Annotated in this window: 21 protein-coding genes and 1 other annotated feature (1 of these 22 only partly in view); of the genes, 13 read left to right on the top strand and 8 right to left on the bottom strand. The window is 61.3% G+C overall.

The features are described from left to right. Positions 1-31, top strand: a sequence feature (sul1 is cis-regulatory element that is thought to sense ions involved in sulfur or methionine metabolism; They are found in Alphaproteobacteria); it begins 25 nt to the left of the window's first position. A 68-nt stretch (positions 32-99) separates the two neighbouring features. After that, complete coding sequence (locus tag ACODR6_RS00290) at positions 100-1587, top strand: SulP family inorganic anion transporter (RefSeq protein ID WP_489019948.1); 1488 nt, start codon at positions 100-102, stop codon at positions 1585-1587. A gap of 54 nt (positions 1588-1641) precedes the next feature. On the opposite strand, the gene ACODR6_RS00285 is transcribed toward ACODR6_RS00290, so the two are convergent. Continuing rightward, positions 1642-2829: a hypothetical protein gene (locus ACODR6_RS00285; protein ID WP_413709225.1), complete on the bottom strand. Its 1188-nt coding sequence runs from the start codon at positions 2827-2829 to the stop codon at positions 1642-1644. 217 nt (positions 2830-3046) lie between these two features. Here ACODR6_RS00285 and parC point away from each other — a divergent pair, with 217 nt between their 5' ends. Further along, complete coding sequence (parC, locus tag ACODR6_RS00280; protein WP_112718771.1) at positions 3047-5305, top strand: DNA topoisomerase IV subunit A; 2259 nt, start codon at positions 3047-3049, stop codon at positions 5303-5305. 167 nt (positions 5306-5472) lie between these two features. Continuing rightward, positions 5473-5931 carry an SRPBCC family protein gene (locus ACODR6_RS00275; protein ID WP_112718770.1) on the top strand — a complete coding sequence of 153 codons (459 nt, stop codon included), beginning with the start codon at positions 5473-5475 and terminating at the stop codon, positions 5929-5931. A 68-nt stretch (positions 5932-5999) separates the two neighbouring features. Here the strand turns inward: ACODR6_RS00275 and ACODR6_RS00270 are convergent, their stop codons facing one another. The 3 genes from ACODR6_RS00270 to hemB form a co-directional block, all read right to left on the bottom strand. Beyond that, the gene (locus ACODR6_RS00270) at positions 6000-6776 is read right to left on the bottom strand and encodes an arginyltransferase (RefSeq protein WP_489019945.1); all 777 of its coding nucleotides are present in this window, start codon (positions 6774-6776) and stop codon (positions 6000-6002) included. Between the two features lie 167 nt (positions 6777-6943). After that, entirely contained in the window at positions 6944-7402 is a 459-nt protein-coding gene (locus ACODR6_RS00265; RefSeq protein WP_199628801.1) for an RDD family protein, read from the bottom strand. 71 nt (positions 7403-7473) lie between these two features. Beyond that, the gene (gene hemB / locus ACODR6_RS00260; RefSeq protein ID WP_489019942.1) at positions 7474-8487 is read right to left on the bottom strand and encodes a porphobilinogen synthase; all 1014 of its coding nucleotides are present in this window, start codon (positions 8485-8487) and stop codon (positions 7474-7476) included. A gap of 132 nt (positions 8488-8619) precedes the next feature. Between hemB and ACODR6_RS00255 the strand changes: the two genes are divergently transcribed. Both ACODR6_RS00255 and ldtR read left to right on the top strand, forming a co-directional pair. After that, a complete protein-coding gene (locus tag ACODR6_RS00255) occupies positions 8620-9057 on the top strand; it encodes a DUF6163 family protein (RefSeq protein ID WP_199628799.1) in 438 nt (145 codons plus the stop codon). 130 nt (positions 9058-9187) lie between these two features. Beyond that, the gene (ldtR, locus tag ACODR6_RS00250) at positions 9188-9703 is read left to right on the top strand and encodes a transcriptional regulator LdtR (RefSeq protein WP_112389587.1); all 516 of its coding nucleotides are present in this window, start codon (positions 9188-9190) and stop codon (positions 9701-9703) included. Between the two features lie 377 nt (positions 9704-10080). Here the strand turns inward: ldtR and ACODR6_RS00245 are convergent, their stop codons facing one another. After that, positions 10081-10878 (bottom strand): hypothetical protein, encoded by a 798-nt coding sequence (locus tag ACODR6_RS00245; protein ID WP_489019940.1) that lies wholly within the window; start codon positions 10876-10878, stop codon positions 10081-10083. Positions 10879-11483: 605 nt separating this feature from the next. Between ACODR6_RS00245 and ACODR6_RS00240 the strand changes: the two genes are divergently transcribed. The 5 genes from ACODR6_RS00240 to ACODR6_RS00220 all read left to right on the top strand — a co-directional run bounded on the left by ACODR6_RS00240 (position 11484) and on the right by ACODR6_RS00220 (position 16698). Next, the gene (locus ACODR6_RS00240) at positions 11484-12791 is read left to right on the top strand and encodes a L,D-transpeptidase family protein (RefSeq protein ID WP_112718764.1); all 1308 of its coding nucleotides are present in this window, start codon (positions 11484-11486) and stop codon (positions 12789-12791) included. 212 nt (positions 12792-13003) lie between these two features. After that, complete coding sequence (glyA, locus tag ACODR6_RS00235; RefSeq protein ID WP_112718762.1) at positions 13004-14302, top strand: serine hydroxymethyltransferase; 1299 nt, start codon at positions 13004-13006, stop codon at positions 14300-14302. A 9-nt stretch (positions 14303-14311) separates the two neighbouring features. Beyond that, positions 14312-14788: a transcriptional regulator NrdR gene (nrdR, locus tag ACODR6_RS00230; RefSeq protein WP_112718761.1), complete on the top strand. Its 477-nt coding sequence runs from the start codon at positions 14312-14314 to the stop codon at positions 14786-14788. Positions 14789-14791: 3 nt separating this feature from the next. Further along, positions 14792-16078, top strand: a complete 1287-nt coding sequence (gene ribD, locus ACODR6_RS00225; RefSeq protein ID WP_489019937.1) for a bifunctional diaminohydroxyphosphoribosylaminopyrimidine deaminase/5-amino-6-(5-phosphoribosylamino)uracil reductase RibD — start codon at positions 14792-14794, stop codon at positions 16076-16078. Beyond that, entirely contained in the window at positions 16078-16698 is a 621-nt protein-coding gene (locus ACODR6_RS00220; RefSeq protein WP_112718759.1) for a riboflavin synthase, read from the top strand. The genes ribD and ACODR6_RS00220 overlap by 1 nt, the downstream gene beginning before the upstream one ends. Here the strand turns inward: ACODR6_RS00220 and ACODR6_RS00215 are convergent. The 3 genes from ACODR6_RS00215 to ACODR6_RS00205 form a co-directional block, all read right to left on the bottom strand. Next, a complete protein-coding gene (locus ACODR6_RS00215) occupies positions 16661-17194 on the bottom strand; it encodes a GNAT family N-acetyltransferase (RefSeq protein WP_489019932.1) in 534 nt (177 codons plus the stop codon). The genes ACODR6_RS00220 and ACODR6_RS00215 overlap by 38 nt on opposite strands. A gap of 18 nt (positions 17195-17212) precedes the next feature. Further along, complete coding sequence (locus ACODR6_RS00210; RefSeq protein WP_203429130.1) at positions 17213-17716, bottom strand: cupin domain-containing protein; 504 nt, start codon at positions 17714-17716, stop codon at positions 17213-17215. A gap of 111 nt (positions 17717-17827) precedes the next feature. Beyond that, positions 17828-18190 (bottom strand): hypothetical protein, encoded by a 363-nt coding sequence (locus ACODR6_RS00205; RefSeq protein WP_112718756.1) that lies wholly within the window; start codon positions 18188-18190, stop codon positions 17828-17830. A 335-nt stretch (positions 18191-18525) separates the two neighbouring features. Here ACODR6_RS00205 and ribH point away from each other — a divergent pair, with 335 nt between their 5' ends. The 3 genes from ribH to ACODR6_RS00190 all read left to right on the top strand — a co-directional run bounded on the left by ribH (position 18526) and on the right by ACODR6_RS00190 (position 21808). Then, positions 18526-18987: a 6,7-dimethyl-8-ribityllumazine synthase gene (gene ribH / locus ACODR6_RS00200; protein WP_112718755.1), complete on the top strand. Its 462-nt coding sequence runs from the start codon at positions 18526-18528 to the stop codon at positions 18985-18987. Continuing rightward, positions 18984-19466, top strand: coding sequence for a transcription antitermination factor NusB (gene nusB / locus ACODR6_RS00195; protein ID WP_112718754.1), 483 nt, complete (start codon positions 18984-18986; stop codon positions 19464-19466). Before ribH ends, nusB begins: the two co-directional genes overlap by 4 nt. 200 nt (positions 19467-19666) lie before the next feature. After that, the gene (locus tag ACODR6_RS00190; protein WP_199628792.1) at positions 19667-21808 is read left to right on the top strand and encodes a sodium-translocating pyrophosphatase; all 2142 of its coding nucleotides are present in this window, start codon (positions 19667-19669) and stop codon (positions 21806-21808) included. The last annotated feature ends 74 nt before the right edge of the window (positions 21809-21882 follow it).

Here is a 21882-nt window from a genome sequence, read left to right as displayed (position 1 = left end):
GCTCTTCTGGCCGCCGATCCGCCAGACAACGCACAACATCTTCCAATATGTTGAACCGGACTCGCGTCCGGTCGCGCTGAACCTTGTGAACAATCCGACATGAACAAACTCTCCGCTTACAAGCGCGAATGGTTTTCGAACATTCGTGGTGACATTCTTTCCGGCATCGTTGTGGCGCTCGCCTTGATCCCGGAGGCCATCGGCTTTTCTGTCATTGCCGGCGTTGACCCGAAGATCGGGCTTTTTGCCTCGGTTGCCATTGCCTGCGTCTCCGCCATCGCCGGCGGCCGGCCGGGCATGATCTCGGCGGCGACGGCTGCAACCGCGGTGCTGATGGGCTCGCTGGTGCGCGAGCATGGCCTGCAATATCTCTTCGCTGCCACGATCCTGATGGGCATCCTGCAGATGATTGCGGGCATGCTGAAACTCGGGCGGCTGATGCGCTTCGTGTCGCGCTCGGTGATGACCGGCTTCGTCAATTCGCTGGCGATCCTGATCTTCATGGCGCAGTTGCCGGAGCTGATCGGCATGCCGCAGACGACCTATGTGATGATCGCCGCGGCCCTGCTCATCATCTACCTCTTCCCCTACATCACCAAGGTCATCCCATCGCCGCTGGTGGCGATCGCGGTGCTGACGGCGGCAACGGTCATGCTGGGGCTCGATGTCCGCACGGTCAGCGATCTCGGCGAGCTGCCGACCAGCCTGCCTGTTTTCACCATCCCGCAGGTGCCGCTGACATTCGAGACGCTGCAGATCATCTTCCCGTACTCGATCGGCTTGGCCGCCGTCGGACTGCTGGAGTCGCTGCTGACGGCGCAGATCGTCGATGATCTCACCGATACCCAAAGCAACAAGAACACCGAATGCTACGGGCAGGGGGCTGCCAATATCGCCTCCGCGCTGATCGGCGGCATGGGCGGCTGCGCGATGATCGGTCAGTCCGGCATCAACATCGCCTCCGGCGGCCGCGGCCGTCTGTCGACCTTCGTGGCCGGTGCCTTCCTTCTGATCCTGCTTCTGGTGCTCGACGATATCCTGCGCGTCGTGCCGATGGCGGCGCTGGTCGCGATCATGATCATGGTGTCGATCGGCACCTTCTCCTGGCGTTCGATCCTCGATATTCGCCGCAATCCGCCGTCGTCGTCGCTGGTCATGCTGGCAACCGTTGTCACCGTCGTCGCGACCCATGATCTGTCGAAGGGCGTGCTGGTCGGTGTTCTCCTCTCGGGCGTGTTCTTCGCCGGCAAGGTCGCCAAGCTGTTCCATGTCCGCTCGTCGCTGGATGCGGACGCCGGTGTCCGGACATATCGGGTCGATGGCCAGGTGTTCTTCGCCTCGGCGGAAAGCTTCTCCGCTGCCTTCGACTTCGAGGAGCAGGTGACGTCCGTCGTCATCGACGTCACCGCCGCGCATTTCTGGGACATCACCGCCGTCGGCGCGCTCGACAAGGTCGTCCTGAAATATCGCCGCCGCGGCATTGTCGTCGATGTCCGCGGCCTGAACGAGGCGAGCGCCAACATGCTCGACCGCTTTGCTTTGCATGACAAGGGCGATGCTGCACTGGCCTCCACCGGCTCGCACTGACAAACAAAAAGCCCGGCATCGCTGCCGGGCTTTGCATTTCAGCGGGTCTGAACCTTACTGGTTCGCGTTGATCTTCACGCCGAGAACGTTCGGCAGCGTGTTCGGTGCGCCCATGGCGGCGCCCATGATCGTCGGGAACGGCACGGCCTGCGCCGGTGCAGCCGAGACAGCGAAGTTCTTCGGGTCGTCGAGATAGGTGTTGACGGCGGCCGAGATCGCGTTCTGCAGCTCGGGAACGTTGAGCTGTGCGACGGCGAGCGGCGCCATTGCCTTCAGCGCGTCGCCCATCTGCTTGCCGGTCATGTTCTGCTTCGAACCGGCATATTCAAGCGCGCGCTTGGTGATCGAGGCGTCGTCGAAGCGGACTTCGGCGCTGTTGAACGAAAGCTGCTGCAGCAGGCCGAGCATTGCGAGGCCGAGAGCCTGCTGGGCTTCTTCCTTGTTCGGGTTGGCTTCCGAAGCCTTGGCGGCTTCCTGCAGCGACTTCATGAAGGCAGGCGTGTAGCCGGAGATCTTGAAGGCGAGGTTCAGGCGGCCGACATTGGTGACGTCGAAGGCGAATTCGGAAATGTCGATCGTGCCGGGGCCGAGATCCCAGGCGCCCTTCATCGTGATGTCGCCGTTGACATGCTCGAGCGCCAGCTTTTCGATCCCTTCCTTGTACTGCGGATCGGGCGCATCGGTCAGGTCGGCCTTCATGTTCTTGAAGGCGCCGTCGAAATCGAAGCCGGATTCGTCTTCGCGCAGCGTCAGGTTCATGTCGGTCTGGCCGAGCGAGAAGATGTCCTTGCCGTCCTTAGAAACCTTGAACGGGCCGGTATGGGCCGTCTCGTAGAGCAGCATGGAATCGACGCCGTCGCCGGTCGCATCGGCCGGGATCGAGATGCCGCCGAGCTTCATGTCGCTGGCGGAGATCGTCGTGCCTTCTTCGCTGACATTGATGTCGGGGAAGGCTGCTTCCTCGATGTAGTAGCCGCCGTCTTCGTCTTCCTCGACGCCGGTCATGGTGATGTCGCCGATCTTCAGCGCATCGCCGGCCGCAGGCTTGAAGCTTGCGTTCTTCAGCGTCACGGTCGTGTCGTCGACATCGACGCCGTCAGCGACGAGCGTGCCGCCCTGGGCGATATAGGCGGCATTGAGCTTCTTCAGCAGATCCTGGCCATCAAGGGCGAATGCGCTGGTGGCGAGCGACAGGAATGCTGCGCCGGAAAGCATAAGCCGGGTGGTCCGGTAAAAGGTCATGACGAAATCCTCTAGTGGCGGTTAAGGCTAGTCTATTGCGAAGTCGACGCGCGTTATATTGATGCGAACTCTAAATTTTAGTTGATAGGCAAAGAAAACGAAGTCCAAATGACGTGCCGATGCTTGATGGCCACATGATGTCATTCTGGTACGTCATCCACAGGCGCAAGCCTCCCGATTCCTTGCCGTGGAGAGCCTTCTAGGCTAGTCAAGGCCTATGGGACAAGAGATTTTGCCGCCCTCTGGCGGAGACGACGACAGCATCCTTCCGGTCGACCTCAAGGCTGCGCTCGAAGAGCGTTACTTGGCATATGCACTGTCGACCATCATGCACCGCGCCCTTCCTGACGTGCGCGACGGCCTGAAGCCGGTCCACCGCCGCATCATCCACGCGATGAGCGAGATGGGCATCCGGCCGAATGCGGCCTTCAAGAAATGCGCCCGTATCGTCGGTGACGTCATCGGTAAATTCCACCCGCATGGCGACCAGTCGGTCTATGATGCGCTGGTGCGTCTGGCGCAGGATTTCTCGCAGCGTTATCCGCTGGTCGACGGGCAGGGGAACTTCGGCAATATCGACGGCGATAACGCCGCTGCCTATCGTTACACCGAAGCCCGCATGACCGAAGTCACGGCGCTGCTGCTCGATGGTATCGAGCAGGACGCCGTCGATTTCCGCCCGACCTATAACGAGGAAGACGAGGAGCCGGTGGTTCTGCCGGGCTCCTTCCCGAATCTTCTGGCAAACGGCTCCTCGGGTATCGCCGTCGGCATGGCGACCTCCATCCCGTCGCACAACGTCCACGAACTCTGCGATGCGGCCCTGCATCTCATCAAGCATCCGGACGCCACGGTCGAGACGCTGGTCGAATCCTTCATTCCCGGCCCGGATTTCCCGACCGGCGGTATCATCATCGACAGCCGCGCCAGCATTGTCGAGGCCTACAAGACCGGCCGCGGTGGCTTCCGCACCCGCGCCAAGTGGGAGACCGAAGATCTCGGCCGCGGCGGCTACCAGATCATCGTCACCGAAATTCCCTTCCAGGTGCAGAAATCGCGCCTGATCGAAAAGATTGCCGAGCTGCTGCTTGCCCGCAAGCTGCCGCTGCTCGAAGACGTGCGTGATGAATCCGCCGAGGACGTCCGCATCGTGCTGGTGCCGAAGAACCGCACCGTCGATCCGACGATCCTGATGGAATCGATGTTCAAGCTCACCGAGCTCGAAAGCCGCTTCCCGCTGAACATGAACGTTCTCTCCATGGGCCGCATTCCGCGCGTCATGGCGCTGAACGAGGTTCTCAAGGAATGGCTCGATCATCGCCGTGACGTGCTGCAGCGCCGCTCGCGCTTCCGTCTCGCCGCGATCGAGAGGCGTCTCGAAATTCTCGGCGGTCTGTTGATCGCCTATCTGAATATCGACGAAGTCATCCGCATCATCCGTGAGGAAGACGAGCCGAAGCCGGTGATGGTCGCCCGCTGGGATCTGACCGAAATCCAGGTCGAAGCCATCCTCAACATGCGCCTGCGCTCGCTGCGCAAGCTCGAGGAATTCGAAATCCGCAAGGAATTCGACGAACTGACTGCCGAGAAGGCCGGCATCGAGGCGCTGCTCGCTTCCGACGAGAAGCAGTGGCAGACCGTTGCCTGGGAAATCGGCGAAGTGAAGAAGAAGTTTGCCAAGGCGACCGAGCTCGGCCGCCGCCGCACCCAGTTTGCCGATGCGCCGGAAGCCGACGAAGAGGCGATCCAGCAGGCGATGATCGAAAAAGAACCGATCACCGTTGTCGTCTCCGAAAAGGGTTGGATCCGTGCTCTCAAGGGCCACATCTCCGACACGGCATCGCTGACCTTCAAGGAAGGCGATGCGCTGAAGGTGGCGTTCCCGGCTCAGACCACAGACAAGATCCTAATCGTCACCACCGGCGGCAAGGCCTTCACCCTCGGCGGCGACAAGCTGCCCGGCGGGCGCGGCCATGGCGAGCCGCTGCGCATCATGATCGACATGGACAATGATCAGGACGTGCTCACCGCCTTCGTCCACGATCCCCAGCGCAAGCAGCTGATCGTTTCGACGGCCGGCAACGGCTTCGTGGTGGCGGAAGGCGAGATGGCTGCCAATACCCGCAAGGGCAAGCAGATCATGAACGTCTCGATGCCCGACGAGACCAAGCTGATCGTTCCGGTCAGCGGCGATCACGTCGCCGTCGTCGGCGAGAACCGCAAGATGCTGGTCTTCCCGCTGGCGCAGGTGCCGGAAATGGCCCGCGGCAAGGGCGTTCGCCTGCAGCGCTACAAGGATGGCGGCATCTCCGACGTCCGCTGCTTTGCGATCGATGCCGGCCTCTCCTGGGAAGACAGCGCAGGCCGTATGTTCAACAAGAACAAGGACGAGCTGGCCGAATGGCTGGCCGACCGCGCAACGGCCGGACGCACCGTTCCGAAGGGCTTCCCGCGCAGTGGCAAGTTCGCCGGCTGACACCGGTAACAATTTGGCGATCCGCCCTTGGCGGGCGGCTCGCTTCCTCTATCTCAGTCCTGTCACCAAAAACTGGGAACGGCTCCATTCCGAAAGGCGGACGGAATGGCCCCGCAAGGCAATGCCTTGCGGTGTGCTCTGAGCCCAAAACACGGAGGAAAAAATCAATGTCTGCCGCCGAAAAGATCAAACTCACCGTTACGCATAGCTACAAGGCGCCGCCATCCGTCGTCTATGATGCCTGGCTGAATCCTGCGATCGCCAAGCGCTTCCTCTTCGCCACCGATGACGGCCATGTGATCCGCGCCGAGATCGACGCCCATGTCGGCGGCCGCTTCCTCGTCGTCGACCGCCGCCCGACCGGCGATGCCTGCCACAGCGGCATCTTCCTCGACCTCCACCGCCCGAAACGCATGGTCTTCAGCTTCTCAGTCGAAGATCACGATCACTGCACCGACCGCGTCCAGATCGACCTCGAACCGCTCGGCAGCGGCTGCCGTCTGACGCTGACGCATGAAATGTGCTCCGAATGGTCCGCTCACGAGGAAAAGACCCGCCAGGGCTGGGCGCATGTGATGGAAGGGTTGGAGCGGGAGGTCGACCAAGTCGATCGGCTGGCGAGCTAGCTTTTCGCCAAAGCTGGCGCGGCGTTGTCGTTATGCAGTGCCGCGCTGCTCACGCAGGGCAGGCCGCCTTACTCCCCGCCACTCTCTTCCAACACCGATGGATCGAAACGCTCCCAGCCGCGTGGCGTCAGATGCTCCTGTGGCTGGTAGCGGGTCTTGTAGTCCATCTTCCGCGATCCCTGCACCCAGTAGCCGAGATAGACATGGGGAAGGCCGAGGGCCTTGGTGCGCTTGACGTGGTCGAGGATCATGAAAGTGCCGAGCGAGCGTCGCTCATATTCCGGATTGAAATAGGAATAGACCATGGAGAGACCGTCGCTCATCGTATCGGTCAGCGCTGCTGCGACAAGCTCGCCGCGCGGCCGGGTTTCGAGGCCGGAGCCTTCCTCGCGCCGGCGGTATTCGATGATTCGGGTATTGACGTGGGTGTCCTCGACCATGATCGCATAGTCGAGCACGGTCATATCAGACATACCGCCCTGCTGGTGGCGGTAGTCGAGATAGCGGCGGAAGAGGGAATATTGCTCGCTCGAAGGCTGGGCCGGAAATTCCGTGGCAATCAGGTCGCTGTTATTGGCCATCACCCGCTTCATCGATTTCGTCGGCTGGAATTCCTGCGCCAGGATGCGCACGGAAACGCAGGCGCGGCAGGCCTCGCAGGCGGGACGGTAGGCGATGTTCTGCGAGCGGCGGAAACCGCCCTGCGTCAGGATATCGTTCATTTCGGCGGCGCGGGGGCCGACGAGATGGGTAAAAACCTTGCGCTCCATCTCCTGCGGCAGATACGGGCATGCAGCCGGTGCCGTCAGATAAAACTGAGGGGATGGCGTGGACTGCGTATTCATCTGACGCGGATGGTTCCTTCGGTGACCGTCAATCTTGACAGCATGACTTAAGAATAAAAAACGTCAACAGCGCGGCCGGGTTCTCCGCGCTATCATTTTGTCGTAGCTTTTTGATATGGCGCCCCGAACCGGCCCGCAAAGGCCAGCCGGGGACTTTATTTCCGCGGTCAGGCGGTGCGCACCGTGACGGTGCCGACCAGGAAGTCGTGGATCAGGCGGCTGCGCTCGGTAAACAGGCCGACCAGAAGAATCAGCGGCGTCAGCACCGAGTTCAGGATCCAGAACAACGCCAGGTGAACGATCGCCGTCAGGAAATCGAGCGGGCGTCCGTCGACGCGCATCATCTGGATGCCCATGGCGCGCATGCCGAGCGAGGCCTGCGCCGGACCGCCGACCGTGAGGCCGAAATAGATGCCCGCCACCAGCACGAAGAGCGCCGGATAGAGGAAGAAGCCGAGGCCGAGCGTCACGATCGACAGGAAGAACAGCACCACCGCTGCCGGAATGCACAGCAGCAGGACGATGATGTAATCCAGGATGAACGCAAATACCCGCCGGCTGAGCGTCCCGCTATAGGCGCGCCAGTCTTCCGGTGCGGCATAGACGGGGTTGGGGTTCAGGCTCATCTAGGGTCTCCTTTGTGAAACGATGCCACTGATATGGTGTCGGCGGCCGGAGATGCAATGATGCGCGCTTTTCAGCGTTTGGCGAGCGCCCGGGCGACCTCGATCGCGAAATAGGTCAGGATGCCGTCGCAGCCCGCGCGCTTGAAGGCGAGCAGCGTTTCCATCATCGCGCGCTCGCCATCGATCCAGCCGTTCATCGCCGCAGCCTTGATCTGCGAATATTCTCCGGAGACCTGATAGGCGAAGGTCGGAAGGCCGAAGGCTTCCTTCATGCGCCAGCAGATATCGAGGTAGGGAAGGCCCGGCTTGACCATCAGCATGTCGGCACCTTCCTCGACGTCGAGCGCCGCATCGCGGATCGCCTCGGTGCCGTTGGCCGGGTCGATATAATAGGTCTTCTTGTCGCCCTTCAGCAGGCCGCCGGTCGAGATCGCCTCGCGGTAGGGGCCGTAGAAGGCGGAGGCGAATTTCGTCGCATAGCTCATGATGCCGACATTCTGGTGGCCCGCGGCATCGAGTGCCCGGCGGATGGCGCCGATGCGGCCATCCATCATTTCCGAGGGCGAGATGATATCGGAACCGGCGTCGGCCTGCATGACGGCGGCGCGCGCCACCTGCTCGACGGTCTCGTCGTTGACGATCTCGCCGCCGCGCAGGATCCCGTCATGCCCGTGGCTGGTAAAGGGATCGAGCGCCACGTCGGTGATCACGCCGATAGTGGGCACATGCTTCTTCAGCGCCATCGTCGCCTGATTGATCAGGTTATTGGCCTCGAGGCTGTTCGAACCCGTCTCGTCGCGCAGCTCCATCTCGATATTCGGGAAGGTTGCGATCGCGGGCACGCCGAGATCGGCCGCTTCCTTGGCGGCTTCGACAAGCTTGTCGACGCTCATGCGGTTAACGCCGGGCATGGCCGGGATCGGATCGACGATGCCGCTGCCGGGAACGACGAAGACAGGCCAGATCAGGTCGTCCACCGTCACCCGGTTTTCCTGCACCAGGCGGCGCGTCCAGTCCGCCTTGCGGTTGCGGCGCATGCGGCGGTGTCCGGTGATGTCGTCGACGAGGTGGGTCTTGTCCTGCATTGTCTTGTCCCTGGCCATTCCATTTGCTGGCGCGCTCATTATCATGCCATCTTCGAAAACCAAACCGGACGATTGGCCGCGCCGGCGCGCAACGTCTGGCGAATGACCGAACGGAACCATAAAGTCCGCCCCATGGAAAATGATTCTCCGGCCCTGCCGAAGCGTACGCTGACCGACCTGATGTTCATCCTCTTCCTGAGGCTGGTGGCGATCACCTGTTTCTGGTTCGGCCTGCAATATTGGGGCATGCTCGTCGGCTACTCGCTGTTCGGCGCCGGCCGCTTCGATCTGCTCAGCCTTCCCTGGAAAGTGGCGGCCACGACGCTCGCCGTCGTCTTCCCCGTCGCCTCGCTGGGGCTATGGCTCACGGTCTCCTGGGGACCGGTCGTCTGGGTGCTTGCAGCCGGCCTGCAGGTGCTGATGCACGGCTTCCTGCCGGAGACCTTCGGCTCCAATCATCTGATCGTCATCACCCATGTTCTGGTGGCCGTGATGTACCTCGCATTCCGCGTTGCGCTCTGGTTCGAGCGCCGCCGCCAGCGGCGTCAGGTAAGCGTTGATTTACCCTGATACAACGGGAGGTTTTCGGTAAGGTGCTGTTAAGCCTGCAGTTTAAGTAGAATTTTATTTGTATTCGATAGGGTCTGTCTCAAGGCGGGAAGAAAACCAACACCGCCAAACAAACAGTGAGGCAGTCATCATGAACACGAAAATCAAGCCGCAGGCGGTATCGAACTTCCGTGACCAGCAGGATCAGGACATCCGTGATCTTTACATGGAATCCCTTCATCTTGTTGAACGTCTTCACCGCCGTCTGCTCGACGTCATCAAGGACGAATTCGACCGTCAGGGTCGCAGCGACGTCAACGCCATCCAGGCTCTCCTGCTCTTCAATATCGGCAACTCGGAACTGACCGCCGGCGAGCTCCGCTCCCGCGGCTACTACCTGGGCTCCAACGTCTCCTACAACGTCAAGAAGCTCGTCGACCTCGGCTTCATCAACCACCAGCGCTCGCGCATCGACCGCCGCTCCGTCCGCATCAGCCTGACGGAAACCGGCACCGAGATCGCCGAGACGGTCGCCAAGCTCTACGAACGCCACATCACCTCGATCGACAAGGTCGGCGGCATCGGCACCGACGAGTTCACCCAGATGAACAAGCTCCTGCAGCGCCTCGACCGCTTCTGGAACGACAGCATCATGTACCGCCTGTAAATCTCATACGCTGTTATTCCCGATAGCGTATAGGACCTCCTTACCGGCATGACAGAGCGCTGCAGTGTGTGAGAAGGCACACGGCGGCGCCTGTTGCCGTTCGGTCCCCTGCTAGTTCTTTGCAGCATCACGCTTCGGCGAAGGCCTGCCGAACTGTTCGAATGCAATATCCCTGCACATTCTCGTGGTGACGTCGAACACCTCGTTATTTAGTTCGCCACCTAGCTGGGCTCGGCTTTGTCGGCGCAGCACATCGTGCAGAGCGAATTGCTTTTACAAAGGCCCGGGCGGAAAGGGCTGTCAGTGGTAAAGGGCGAGGCTGGTTGAGTGTTGAGCGGTGGGTAAACAATGGCTAGCGAAATGATGGAGATAGGTTTTCAGAACTGCATGTATCGCACCTCGACCTTCATGTCGCGGTGGGAGAGCACTTCGCGAAAGCGTGGAGTTTTTGGTAGATCGCCATGTACCACAACCACCAAGACAAGACGGATCGGAAGCGCGCTTTTTATCGATGCTACCGTGACGGCATCAACGAACTTGTGAACACTATCAATGACAAACGGTCTACGAGGATATTTTGTCATTTTAATTTCGAAGATCGATAGGTTGGTCGGCCCATCAGCAATGCCGTCGAAAACCCTTCGCCCGGTGCCGGACCTCAAAGCGACATTGCGTCGGATCGCGGGGAACTCGTTCGCCAGCACAGCAAAAGCTTTGTCTTCAGCCTCGGAAACGAGATGCCGCACCTGCTGAACTTCGTAAACCGTAGTCGCTTCGGTTTCATCCGGGGGGAGGCGGTTCGTGATTGTCTCATCTGCTGCAGAGGGAGCCGACGGCGCATACTGAGCGGGTGCAGCCTCTCCGTGAACGAAATCTATAGCTTCTTTCTCGGCTTTCGCGGAGATCTCGACGTATGTCGCTGGCTCCATCATCTTCACGAAGTTTTCTTCGTTGGAGTAGTCCGACGGGGCATAGAGCGACTTCGGCTTGTACCAAAGCGTGATGAAGAAGATAGTGACCAACATTGCTGGGAACAGCATCAGAAACCAAACGTATTTGTTCTGATTGCTTTCGTGAATGAAGGGCAGGATTACCGTGCCGCTGATCTCCGCAATCCCAGCGAATATCGCGATGATCGTCAGCGGATTTTTGATGTGTCCAATTTTGCCGATCATCAACGTCGCTTTCCGCTCACGGACCCGTTTCTTCGTCCGAATTCCACCATCGGAGTCTCCGCAGACATGACTGCCCGACTCTGTGCCAAGATGGAAGCCGGTTGAGAATATTGGGCGTACTTTTCTTGTCATAGTAGTAGGGCGCGGTGAGAACGGCAGCGATGCCTTGCTGGGTGCCCGCGCCATGCCCGATACGTTCCATCCCACGTTCGGTTTTGCCCACTCACCGCCAGCGTGTCATCTTTGCAACGCATGCCTGCCAAGCGTAATCGCCTGTATTCAGGCCGTTTTTTAGCCGCTATTAACCAGCACCGTTTACGGATTGCTATGGTTTGATGCGTGCCGTCTCCTACCGCTGGTAGGTGCCCGGAAGGGCAGGCGACACGAATTGGCCATATTGGTATGGCAGCGGAAATGCACAGCAGACGGCGCCCTCGAACAGCAGTTCACGCATTCACGCTTCCGGCTCGCAATCTTGTGATGGCTGGACGCGGAAAATCGGTGATGCGCCGCAGAACGGAATGATAGTGGTCTGCGTTATCGCGCAGTGACTCGCAAAGCCCGCGGTTTTCCTCTCAGAGCTGCGGCATTCAGTGGTTGGGACTATGTCGAAGAAAAACGGAATTGAAGCTCTCTCGCGCCGCGCATTTCTTGCCTCCGCGGCAACGTTCGGTGTCAGCGCACTGGCCGCCCCGGCATTGGCGCAGACGGCCGTCGATGCGCTGATCAATGCGCCTCAACGCGGCGACTGGGACGATCAGTTCGATGCCAAGGCCGCATCGCGCACCGCAAACGCCATCGTTTCCAATACCCCGATCCTCGGACCGCAGTCCGTTTCCAGCATGCAGCAGGCGATCGCCCAGTACCAGCAGATCGCATCGGCCGGCGGCTGGCCGACCGTCAATCCGCCGGCCGATCAGCGCCTGCAGCTCGGCGTCACCGATCAGTCGGTCCAGGCGCTGCGCCAGCGTCTCTTCGCCACCGGCGATCTTCCGCAGGAAGCCGGCATGTCGTCCTCGTTCGACTCCTATGTCGACGGTGCTGTCAAGCGCTTCCAGGCCCGCCACGGCCTTCCGTCCGATGGCGTCATCGGCGAATTCACGCTGAAGGCGATGAACATCCCGGTCGATGTGCGCCTGCAGCAGCTGAACACCAACCTGATCCGCCTGCAGACCTTCCCCGAAGATCTCGGCCGCCGTCACGTCATGGTCAACATTCCGGCCGCTTACGTAGAAGCCGTTCAGGATGGCAGCGTCGCGACCCGCCATAACGCGATCGTCGGCCGTCTGAGCCGCCCGACGCACCTTGTCAATTCGAAGATCTACGAAGTCATCCTCAATCCATACTGGACGGCTCCGCGCTCGATCGTCGAAAAGGACATCGTGCCGCTGATGCGCAAGGACCCGACCTACCTGACGCGCAACAACATTCGCCTGATCGACGGCAAGGGCAGCGAAGTCGCGCCTGAAACCATCGACTGGAATGCCGAAAAGGCACCGAACCTGACCTTCCGCCAGGACCCGGGCAAGATCAACGCCATGGCGTCGACGAAGATCAACTTCTACAACAAGAACGGCGAGTACATGCACGACACGCCGCAGCAGGGCCTGTTCAACAAGCTCATGCGCTTCGAATCCTCGGGCTGCGTGCGCGTCCAGAACGTCCGCGACCTGACGACTTGGCTGCTCGGCGAGACCCCCGGCTGGCCGCGCCAGCAGATGGAACAGGTCATCGCCAGCCGCGTCAACACGCCGATCAAGCTCGCTGAAGAAGTGCCGGTCTATTTCGTCTACATCTCCGCGTGGGGCATGCCCGACGGCATCGTCCAGTTCCGCGACGACATCTACCAGATGGACGGCAATGCCGAACTGGCGCTGGATACGACGGCGACGACGGAACAGCCGGTTCAGTAGGGGCTGGTTCTCCTTGAGTTTGGCAAGGCCGCGCGGATTGCGCGGCCTTTTTTGTTTGGCAAGACCTTTCCTCCCTCATTCCTGTGCTCGTCACAGGAATGAGGGAGGGAGGTCACCCCGCGCGTAGATTGCCCAGCAAATGTCGTTCTTCGTATTGCTCTGGCGCAAACGGAAGGCTAAAGCTGCGGCCATTCCAGTTGAGGAGCCCGCCCATGACCAATGCTTCCACTCAGACCTTCTTCAATCGCAATCTTGCCGATACCGATCCGGAGATCTTCGGCGCGATCGAAAAGGAGCTCGGCCGTCAGCGGCACGAGATCGAACTCATCGCCTCGGAAAACATCGTTTCGCGCGCGGTGCTGGAAGCCCAGGGCTCCATCATGACCAACAAGTATGCCGAAGGTTATCCGGGCAAGCGCTATTACGGCGGCTGCCAGTATGTCGATATCGCCGAAGAACTGGCGATCGAGCGTGCCAAGAAGCTCTTCGGCGTCAACTTCGCCAACGTTCAGCCGAACTCCGGTTCGCAGATGAACCAGGCCGTGTTCCTGGCGCTGCTGCAGCCGGGCGATACCTTCATGGGTCTCGACCTGAACTCGGGCGGTCACTTGACGCACGGTTCGCCGGTGAACATGTCCGGCAAGTGGTTCAACGTCGTTTCCTACGGCGTTCGCGAAGGCGACAACCTGCTCGACATGGACGACGTTGCCGAGAAGGCGCGCACCCACAAGCCGAAGCTGATCATCGCCGGCGGCACCGCTTACTCCCGTATCTGGGACTGGAAGCGCTTCCGCGAGATCGCCGATGAAGTCGGCGCCTACCTGATGGTCGACATGGCCCATATCGCCGGTCTCGTTGCCGGTGGCCAGCATCCGTCGCCGTTCCCGCACTGCCATGTCGCCACGACCACGACCCACAAGTCGCTCCGCGGCCCGCGCGGCGGCGTCATCCTGACGAACGAGGAAGATCTGGCGAAGAAGTTCAATTCGGCCGTCTTCCCGGGTCTCCAGGGCGGTCCGCTGATGCACATCATCGCTGCCAAGGCCGTTGCCTTCAAGGAAGCGCTGCAGCCGGAATTCAAGGATTACGCAGCCCAGATCGTCAAGAACGCCAAGGCGCTTGCCGAAACCCTGATCGCAGGCGGCCTCGACGTCGTCTCCGGCGGCACCGACAACCACCTGATGCTCGTCGACCTTCGCAAGAAGAACGCCACCGGCAAGCGTGCGGAAGCCGCCCTCGGCCGCGCCTACATCACCTGCAACAAGAACGGCATCCCGTTCGACCCTGAAAAGCCGTTCGTCACCTCGGGCGTCCGCCTCGGCGCGCCTGCCGGCACGACCCGTGGCTTCAAGGAAGCCGAGTTCAAGGAAATCGGCAACCTGATCGTCGAGGTTCTCGACGGCCTGAAGGCTGCCAATTCCGACGAAGGCAATGCCGCTGTCGAAGGCGCCGTGCGGGATAAGGTGGTGAACCTCACCAACCGCTTCCCAATGTACGACTACATCGGCTAAGGATAGCGCATGCGCTGCCCATTCTGCGGATCGGAAGACACACAGGTCAAGGATTCACGCCCGGCGGAGGACAATACGTCCATCCGCCGCAGGCGTATCTGTCCCGATTGCGGCGGCCGCTTCACGACCTTCGAGCGTGTGCAGCTGCGCGAGCTGATGGTCGTCAAGAAGACCGGCCGCAAGGTGCCTTTCGACCGCGACAAGCTGGTGCGCTCCTTCGAGATCGCGCTGCGAAAACGCCCGGTCGATCGTGATCGCATCGAACGCGCCGTCTCCGGCATCGTCCGGCGTCTGGAAAGCTCCGGCGAGGTCGAGATCGGCTCTGAGGCCATCGGCCTTCAGGTTCTCGAAGCGCTGAAGAGCCTGGATGACGTCGGCTTCGTCCGCTATGCCTCGGTCTATCGCGATTTCTCGCATGCCGAGGATTTCGAGAAGGTCATTTCCGAGATCAACGCCAAGATCGGCCGCGATACTTTGGACAGTTGAGCGATGAAGTCAGCATCAGACGATGAACGTTACATGGCCGAGGCTATAAGCCTCGGCCTTTCGCATCTTGGGCAAACCTCCACAAATCCCTCCGTCGGCTGCGTCGTCGTCAAGGACGGCGAGATCGTTGGCCGCGGCACGACCGCTGTTGGCGGCCGCCCGCATGCCGAGCCTCAGGCGCTGGCCGAGGCCGGGGCGAGGGCGGAGGGTGCCACCGCCTATGTGACGCTCGAGCCTTGCTCGCATTTCGGGAAGACACCGCCCTGCGCCAACGCGCTGATCGCCTCTGGCGTCTCCCGCGTCGTCATCAGCGTCACCGATCCCGATGAGCGCGTCTCCGGCCGCGGCATCGGCATGCTCCGCGATGCCGGCATCGAGGTCGACACCGGCGTGCTGGAGGAGGAGGGCAGGCGCTCGCTCGCCGCCTATCTCACCCGGCAGACGAAGAAGCGGCCCTATGTGACTCTCAAACTTGCAGTTTCCTCCGACGGCATGATCGGCCGTGCGGGCGAGGGGCAGGTGGCGATCACCGGGCCTGCGGCGCGCGCCGAGGTGCAGAAGCTGCGCGCGCAGTCGGATGCCATTCTCGTCGGCATCGGCACGGCGATTGCCGATGATCCGGAACTGACGGTGCGGATTGCGGGGCAGGAGGATCGCTCGCCGGTGCGCATCGTCCTCGATCCGGCATTGTCGCTGCCGGTGACGGGGAAGCTGGCGCAAACGGCGCGGCAGGTGCCGGTGATCGTTGTGGCGCGTGAGGATGTTTCGGATCTGGGGGCTGTCGAGGGTTCACCCCCCTCTGCCCTGCCGGGCATCTCCCCCACAAGGGGGGAGATCGACGCGCGGACGGCACCTCCCCAGGCAATCGATGTTGAAGCGAGCGGCAGCCCCCAGCCAATCTCCCCCCCTGTGGGGGAGATGCCCGGCAGGGCAGAGGGGGGTACCCCACCCACTAACGCCGCAGATGATCTCGACTCCCGCCGCACCGCCCTCGAAGCCCTCGGCGTCGAAGTCCTCTACTGCAATCCCTATCACCCGGAAGTCCTGCTCCCGGCGCTCGCTTCCCGCGGCATTTCCTCGTTGATCGTCGAAGGCGGCGCCCGGACGGCGAAGCTCTTCCTCGATGCCGGTCTCGTCGATCGCATCCAGCTCTATCAGGGCGATGTGGTGATCGGCGCCGATGGTATTGAATCGCCGGTCACGAAGACCGATATGCCATCCGGTTTCGCCCACAGGGGCACATTTTCATTCGGCTCCGACCGGATGGACGAATACGAAAGAGAGCTTTGATGTTCACCGGCATTGTCACTGATATGGGCACGATCGAATCCGTTTCCCCGATGAACGAGGGCGTCAAGCTGCGCGTTGCGACGAGCTACGATCCGGCGACCATCGATATGGGCGCCTCGATCTCGCATGCCGGCGTCTGCCTGACCGTTACCGGCCTGCCGGACGAAGGCAGCAACGGCCGCTGGTTCGAGGTCGAAGCCTGGGAAGAGGCGCTGCGGCTGACGACGATCGCCGGCTGGAAGGCCGGAAGCCGCATCAATCTCGAGCGCTCGCTGAAGATCGGCGACGAGCTCGGCGGCCATATCGTCTCCGGCCATGTCGACGGCAAGGCGGAAATCCTCTCCGTGACGGCCGAAGGCGACGCAACGCGCTATCGCCTGCGCGCACCGGAACATCTGGCAAAATTCGTGGCGCCGAAGGGGTCGATTGCCCTCGACGGCACGTCGCTGACCGTCAACGCCGTTGACGGCACGGATTTCGACGTGCTGCTGATCCGCCACACGCTCGAGGTCACGACCTGGGGCGAGCGCAAGGCAGGCGACTTCGTCAATTTCGAAGTCGACACCATGGCCCGCTACGCCGCTAGGCTTGCCGAGTTCCCCGCCGCGAAAACAGAATGATCTCGCCGTTGTAATCGGTGCGGGTGACCTCGCGGAAACCGAGCTTTCCCGCAAGGCGGATCGACGGCGCGTTTTCCGGCGCGATGATGCAGGTCATCTCCATGTCGGGAAAGCGTTGCTCGGCCCAGCCGATCATCGCCTGCAGCGCCTCGCTCGCATAGCCGCGGCCATGGAAGTGCGGCGAGAGCGCCCAGCCGGTTTCCAGCGTCCCCTCGATCGACGGCGTCATTTCGCGGCGGGTTTCGAGAAAGCCGCATTCGCCGACGAAGCGGCCGGTTTCCTTTTCCTCGATGGCGAGAAAGCCGAAGCCCATATGGTGCCACATGCCGGTGGCGCGCAGCAGCCGCGCCCATGTCTGTTCGCGCGTGCTCGGAACGCCGGTGATATGGCGCACCACGTCTTCATCAGCCCAGAAGGTGACGTAGGCCTCGAAATCGGTTTTCCGGTGCGGGCGCAGGATCAGGCGCTCCGTCTCGATCGTCGGAATATTCAGCATTGAAAATCGCTTTCTGTCTTATGCGCCGGGTTCGTTGTGCCAGTAGTCGAGGCTCTCGTCCGAGCGGCCGATGACCCGGAAGCTCGGATAGCCGCCATCCTTGCGGGTCTTCGCCAGGAACTTACCGGAATCGGGATATTCGACGATCTCCGTCGGCGACATCGTCGAGACGCCGATATAGATCAGCGGCTCGCTCCCCGTGTTGAGGATCTGATGCGCGGTTTCGGGGCCTCCTGCCGGCGCGCCGAGGACCGATCCCTTGGAGATCGCATGCCGCTCGGCGCCGAAGCGGTATTCGCCGCTGCCCGAAAGCACGATGAACAGCTCGTCTTCGACATGGTGATTGTGGAACGGACAGCCCGACTTGCCCGGAGGCACTTCGTTATAGCTGACGCCGAGATTGGAAAGGCCGAGAAGCTTGCCGAAAGAAATGTCGGTGCCTTCGTAAAGCGTGCCCTGCGTCCAGTGCTCGAGTGCGAGCGTGGTGGGGTCAATCACCGGCTTGGTTGTTTCTGATGGCATGTCTCGTCTCCCTTTGAGGGCGCAACAGACCATCATTCGCATGCAATTTTCAAGAGTAGGGGCAGGATAAATGGACGGGCGGCGCGTGAGGAACGCGCCGCCCGTCTGCTGTTAATCGGTATAGATCGTGATGCTGCCATCCGCCGCCTGTTCGGCGTTGATGACATTGCTGACGCTGACGCCCTGATCCGCGAGCTTGCGGGTAAGGCTCTTGTTGGCGTCGATCGAGGCCTGGATTTGATGGACTTCCTGGGCGTCGCGTACCGGGGCAGAGCGCGGGCCGAACTGGTCCATGCTGTCGATATTGCGCCAGTCCTGATATTGCTGGACGGCGAAGTCGTTGCCCTGGAACGTACGCAAGGTGTGCTCGATCCCGGAGGCGGAGTTCATACTCAGGTTTTCCGCACGGCTGACGCCGACGAAGGCGAGAGAGGAGAAAGCGGAAACGATGGCAATCTTAGCAACGCGGTTCATGGTAGTGTCCTTTCATCTGCTCTGACGGTCGGCTGTCGTGCAGGGGATCGTCTGCGTTACGAGAAAGGAATTGGGGCGCAAAACCTCTCCCTTCAATGGGCTAAGTCACTGAAATCGCGTTAATTATTCTTCACGTTTGCTGCCTTCTTTTCGCCATGATCGAGGCGGCCGGAGGGCGTCCTTGATGCAGTGCAGCATAACCTGCCGCTATATGCTTGCAGCGATTTCAGGATTTGCATTTCAGCCATGATCGGAATTTGCTTGCCATTCGCGCGTAGGCGTGTTTTGACCGCGGCCTGCTGCACGGCTGAACTCTCTAAAACCGAAGGTGAACCATGGCCCGGGATGATGCTCCCCATATTTTGATCGTCGAAGCACGCTTCTACGATGACATGGCTGACGCCCTTCTCGATGGCGCGACCCACGCGCTGAAGGAAGCCGGTGCCACGTTCGACGTCGTCACCGTTCCCGGTGCGCTCGAAATTCCGCCGGCCATTGCCATGGCGCTCGACGGGGCAGACAATGGCGGCGTGCTGTATGACGGCTTTGTCGCCCTCGGCATGGTCATTCGCGGCGAGACCTATCATTTCGATATCGTCTCCAACGAATCCTCGCGTGCAATAATGGATCTGGCGGTCAGCGAGTCCCTTGCCATCGGCAACGGCATTCTGACGGTCGAAAATGACGAGCAGGCTTGGGCGCGCGCCCGCCGCTCGGACAAGGATAAGGGCGGCTTTGCTGCCCGCGCAGCTCTCACGATGATCGAGCTGAAGAAGAAACTGGGTGGGCTTGAATGACCAACGAAACTCCGGAGCGCCAGGTAAAGTCGGCAAATCAGCGGGGCGCTGCGCGTCTCGCTGCCGTCCAGGCGCTCTATCAGATGGATATCGGCGGCACCGGCGTGCTGGAAATCGTCGCCGAATATGAGGCTCATCGCCTCGGCCAGGAAATTGACGGCGAGACCTATCTGAAGGCCGATCCGTCCTGGTTCCGCTCGATCGTATCGGGCGTCGTGCGCGAACAGCGCCGCCTCGATCCGCTGATCGCCTCTGCCCTGCAGGACGACTGGGCGCTGTCGCGTCTCGACAGCACGGTCCGCGCCATCCTGCGCGCCGGCGTCTTCGAACTGACCGATCGCAAGGACGTTCCCGTCGCCGTCATCGTCACGGAATATATGGAAATCGCCCAGGCCTTCTTCGAAGACGACGAGCCGAAGCTGGTGAATGCCGTTCTCGACCGCATTGCCAAGCAGGTACGCGGCGACACCAGGAAGTAAGCTTCCTCCGTCCTCCATCGGACCAAATCGCTCAATCCATTGTGCTGCAAGGGTTTTAGGCCCTTGCGGTCTTGACGTCGTGTTTTCCACCAAGCAATCTCCGCACGCAAAGCTAGAGCGTTTCTGAGGAGAGAAGACGATTCGGCTGCTTGCGTGGCCGGGCGGAGGAGTGTTCCGGCACTTTTGGAGGAAAGAGCGAAATGACCATTCTTTTATGCGTAATCGCATGCGGTCTGCTCTCGGTGGTCTATGCCATCTGGGCAACCCGTTCGGTGCTGGCCGCCGATCAGGGCAATAGCCGCATGCAGGAGATCGCGGGCTATATCCGCGAGGGCGCGCAGGCCTACCTCACGCGTCAGTACAAGACCATTGCCATTGTCGGCATCGTTGTTTTCATTGCAGCATGGCTGCTTCTCTCCGGCACGGCCGCGATCGGTTTCCTGATCGGCGCCGTACTCTCCGGTGCCGCCGGTTTCATCGGCATGCACGTTTCGGTCCGCGCCAATGTGCGCACGGCCCAGGCTGCTTCCCACAGCCTCTCGGCAGGTCTCGACATCGCCTTCAAGTCGGGCGCCATCACCGGCATGCTCGTTGCCGGTCTGGCGCTGCTCGGCGTCTCTATCTACTATTACATCCTGACTGGCGTGCTCGGTCATGACACCGGCTCGCGCGAAGTCATCGATGCGCTGGTCGCACTCGGCTTCGGCGCCTCGCTGATCTCGATCTTCGCCCGTCTCGGCGGCGGTATCTTCACCAAGGGTGCAGACGTCGGCGGCGACCTCGTCGGCAAGGTGGAAGCCGGTATTCCGGAAGACGATCCGCGCAACCCGGCAACCATCGCCGATAACGTCGGCGACAATGTCGGCGACTGCGCAGGCATGGCGGCCGACCTTTTCGAAACCTATGCGGTCTCTGTTGTCGCCACCATGGTTCTCGCCGCGATCTTCTTTGCCGGTGCACCGATCCTGCAATCGGCGATGATCTATCCGCTGGCGATCTGCGGCGTCTGCATCATCACCTCGATCATCGGTACCTTCTTCGTCAAGCTCGGCTCGAACGGCTCGATCATGGGCGCTCTCTACAAGGGCCTCATCGTCACCGGTCTGCTGTCGATCATCGGCCTTGGTGCAGCAACCTCGCTGACCGTCGGCTGGGGTTCGCTGGGCATGGTCGCCGGGCATGACATTACCGGCACGAACCTCTTCATCTGCGGTCTCGTCGGCCTCGTCGTCACCGCGCTGATCGTCGTCATCACTGAATACTATACCGGCACAGGCAAGCGCCCGGTCGTCTCGATCGCCCAGGCATCGGTCACCGGTCACGGCACCAACGTCATCCAGGGCCTCGCGGTCTCGCTGGAATCGACGGCGTTGCCGGCGGTCGTCATCGTCGGCGGTATTCTGGCTACCTTCCAGCTCGGCGGCCTGTTCGGCACCGGCATTGCGGTGACCGCAATGCTCGGCCTTGCCGGCATGATCGTCGCGCTCGATGCCTTCGGGCCGGTTACGGACAATGCCGGCGGTATCGCCGAAATGTCCCACCTGCCGCCGGAAGTGCGCAAGTCGACCGACGCGCTCGATGCCGTCGGCAACACGACGAAGGCCGTCACCAAGGGCTACGCGATCGGTTCTGCCGGTCTCGGTGCTCTGGTGCTCTTCGCCGCCTATTCGAACGACCTGCAGTATTTCGCGGCTCACGGCGACCAGTATCCGTACTTTGCGGGCATCGGCACGATCTCCTTCGATCTGTCGAACCCCTATGTCGTCGCCGGCCTGCTGTTCGGCGGTCTGATCCCGTATCTGTTCGGCGGTATCGCCATGACCGCCGTCGGCCGTGCGGCCGGCGCGATCGTCGAGGAAGTGCGCAAGCAGTTCCGCGAGAAGCCGGGCATCATGCAGGGAACCGAAAAGCCGGATTACGGCCGCGCCGTCGATCTGCTGACCAAGGCGGCGATCCGCGAGATGATCATCCCGTCGCTGCTGCCGGTGCTGGCGCCGATCGTCGTCTATTTCGGCGTGCTGCTGATCTCGGGCTCAAAGGCCTCGGCCTTCGCCGCCCTCGGTGCCTCGCTGCTCGGCGTGATCATCAACGGCCTCTTCGTCGCCATCTCGATGACCTCGGGCGGCGGTGCATGGGACAATGCCAAGAAGTCCTTCGAAGACGGCTTCGTCGACAAGGACGGCAATCGTCACATGAAGGGTTCGGAAGCCCACAAGGCATCCGTCACCGGCGATACCGTCGGCGATCCCTACAAGGATACCGCCGGTCCGGCCGTCAACCCGGCGATCAAGATCACCAATATCGTTGCTCTCCTGCTGCTCGCGGTTCTCGCCGGCATGTAAGGGAAGGGCAGGGCTGAAACGAAGAAACCCGCCGGATCGCTCCGGCGGGTTTCTTTATTGTCTGATGCGTTCCA

Source organism: Rhizobium sp. FG96, assembly GCF_057808655.1.
This window is presented reverse-complemented; position numbering and strand designations above follow the sequence as displayed.

What these genes read in the sequence shown, in the direction of transcription:
- ACODR6_RS00215 (WP_489019932.1), bottom strand. Translation starts at nt 17,194, where the DNA reads ATGCTGAATATTCCGACGATCGAGACGGAGCGCCTGATCCTGCGCCCG.
- ACODR6_RS00255 (WP_199628799.1), top strand. Translation starts at nt 8,620, where the DNA reads ATGGAAAATGATTCTCCGGCCCTGCCGAAGCGTACGCTGACCGACCTG.
- ACODR6_RS00240 (WP_112718764.1), top strand. Translation starts at nt 11,484, where the DNA reads ATGTCGAAGAAAAACGGAATTGAAGCTCTCTCGCGCCGCGCATTTCTT.
- glyA (WP_112718762.1), top strand. Translation starts at nt 13,004, where the DNA reads ATGACCAATGCTTCCACTCAGACCTTCTTCAATCGCAATCTTGCCGAT.
- parC (WP_112718771.1), top strand. Translation starts at nt 3,047, where the DNA reads ATGGGACAAGAGATTTTGCCGCCCTCTGGCGGAGACGACGACAGCATC.
- ACODR6_RS00265 (WP_199628801.1), bottom strand. Translation starts at nt 7,402, where the DNA reads ATGAGCCTGAACCCCAACCCCGTCTATGCCGCACCGGAAGACTGGCGC.
- ACODR6_RS00285 (WP_413709225.1), bottom strand. Translation starts at nt 2,829, where the DNA reads ATGACCTTTTACCGGACCACCCGGCTTATGCTTTCCGGCGCAGCATTC.
- ACODR6_RS00270 (WP_489019945.1), bottom strand. Translation starts at nt 6,776, where the DNA reads ATGAATACGCAGTCCACGCCATCCCCTCAGTTTTATCTGACGGCACCG.
- ACODR6_RS00190 (WP_199628792.1), top strand. Translation starts at nt 19,667, where the DNA reads ATGACCATTCTTTTATGCGTAATCGCATGCGGTCTGCTCTCGGTGGTC.
- ribD (WP_489019937.1), top strand. Translation starts at nt 14,792, where the DNA reads ATGAAGTCAGCATCAGACGATGAACGTTACATGGCCGAGGCTATAAGC.
- ribH (WP_112718755.1), top strand. Translation starts at nt 18,526, where the DNA reads ATGGCCCGGGATGATGCTCCCCATATTTTGATCGTCGAAGCACGCTTC.
- ACODR6_RS00275 (WP_112718770.1), top strand. Translation starts at nt 5,473, where the DNA reads ATGTCTGCCGCCGAAAAGATCAAACTCACCGTTACGCATAGCTACAAG.
- ACODR6_RS00210 (WP_203429130.1), bottom strand. Translation starts at nt 17,716, where the DNA reads ATGCCATCAGAAACAACCAAGCCGGTGATTGACCCCACCACGCTCGCA.
- ACODR6_RS00205 (WP_112718756.1), bottom strand. Translation starts at nt 18,190, where the DNA reads ATGAACCGCGTTGCTAAGATTGCCATCGTTTCCGCTTTCTCCTCTCTC.
- nrdR (WP_112718761.1), top strand. Translation starts at nt 14,312, where the DNA reads ATGCGCTGCCCATTCTGCGGATCGGAAGACACACAGGTCAAGGATTCA.
- ACODR6_RS00220 (WP_112718759.1), top strand. Translation starts at nt 16,078, where the DNA reads ATGTTCACCGGCATTGTCACTGATATGGGCACGATCGAATCCGTTTCC.
- ACODR6_RS00245 (WP_489019940.1), bottom strand. Translation starts at nt 10,878, where the DNA reads ATGATCGGCAAAATTGGACACATCAAAAATCCGCTGACGATCATCGCG.
- ACODR6_RS00290 (WP_489019948.1), top strand. Translation starts at nt 100, where the DNA reads ATGAACAAACTCTCCGCTTACAAGCGCGAATGGTTTTCGAACATTCGT.
- ldtR (WP_112389587.1), top strand. Translation starts at nt 9,188, where the DNA reads ATGAACACGAAAATCAAGCCGCAGGCGGTATCGAACTTCCGTGACCAG.
- nusB (WP_112718754.1), top strand. Translation starts at nt 18,984, where the DNA reads ATGACCAACGAAACTCCGGAGCGCCAGGTAAAGTCGGCAAATCAGCGG.
- hemB (WP_489019942.1), bottom strand. Translation starts at nt 8,487, where the DNA reads ATGCAGGACAAGACCCACCTCGTCGACGACATCACCGGACACCGCCGC.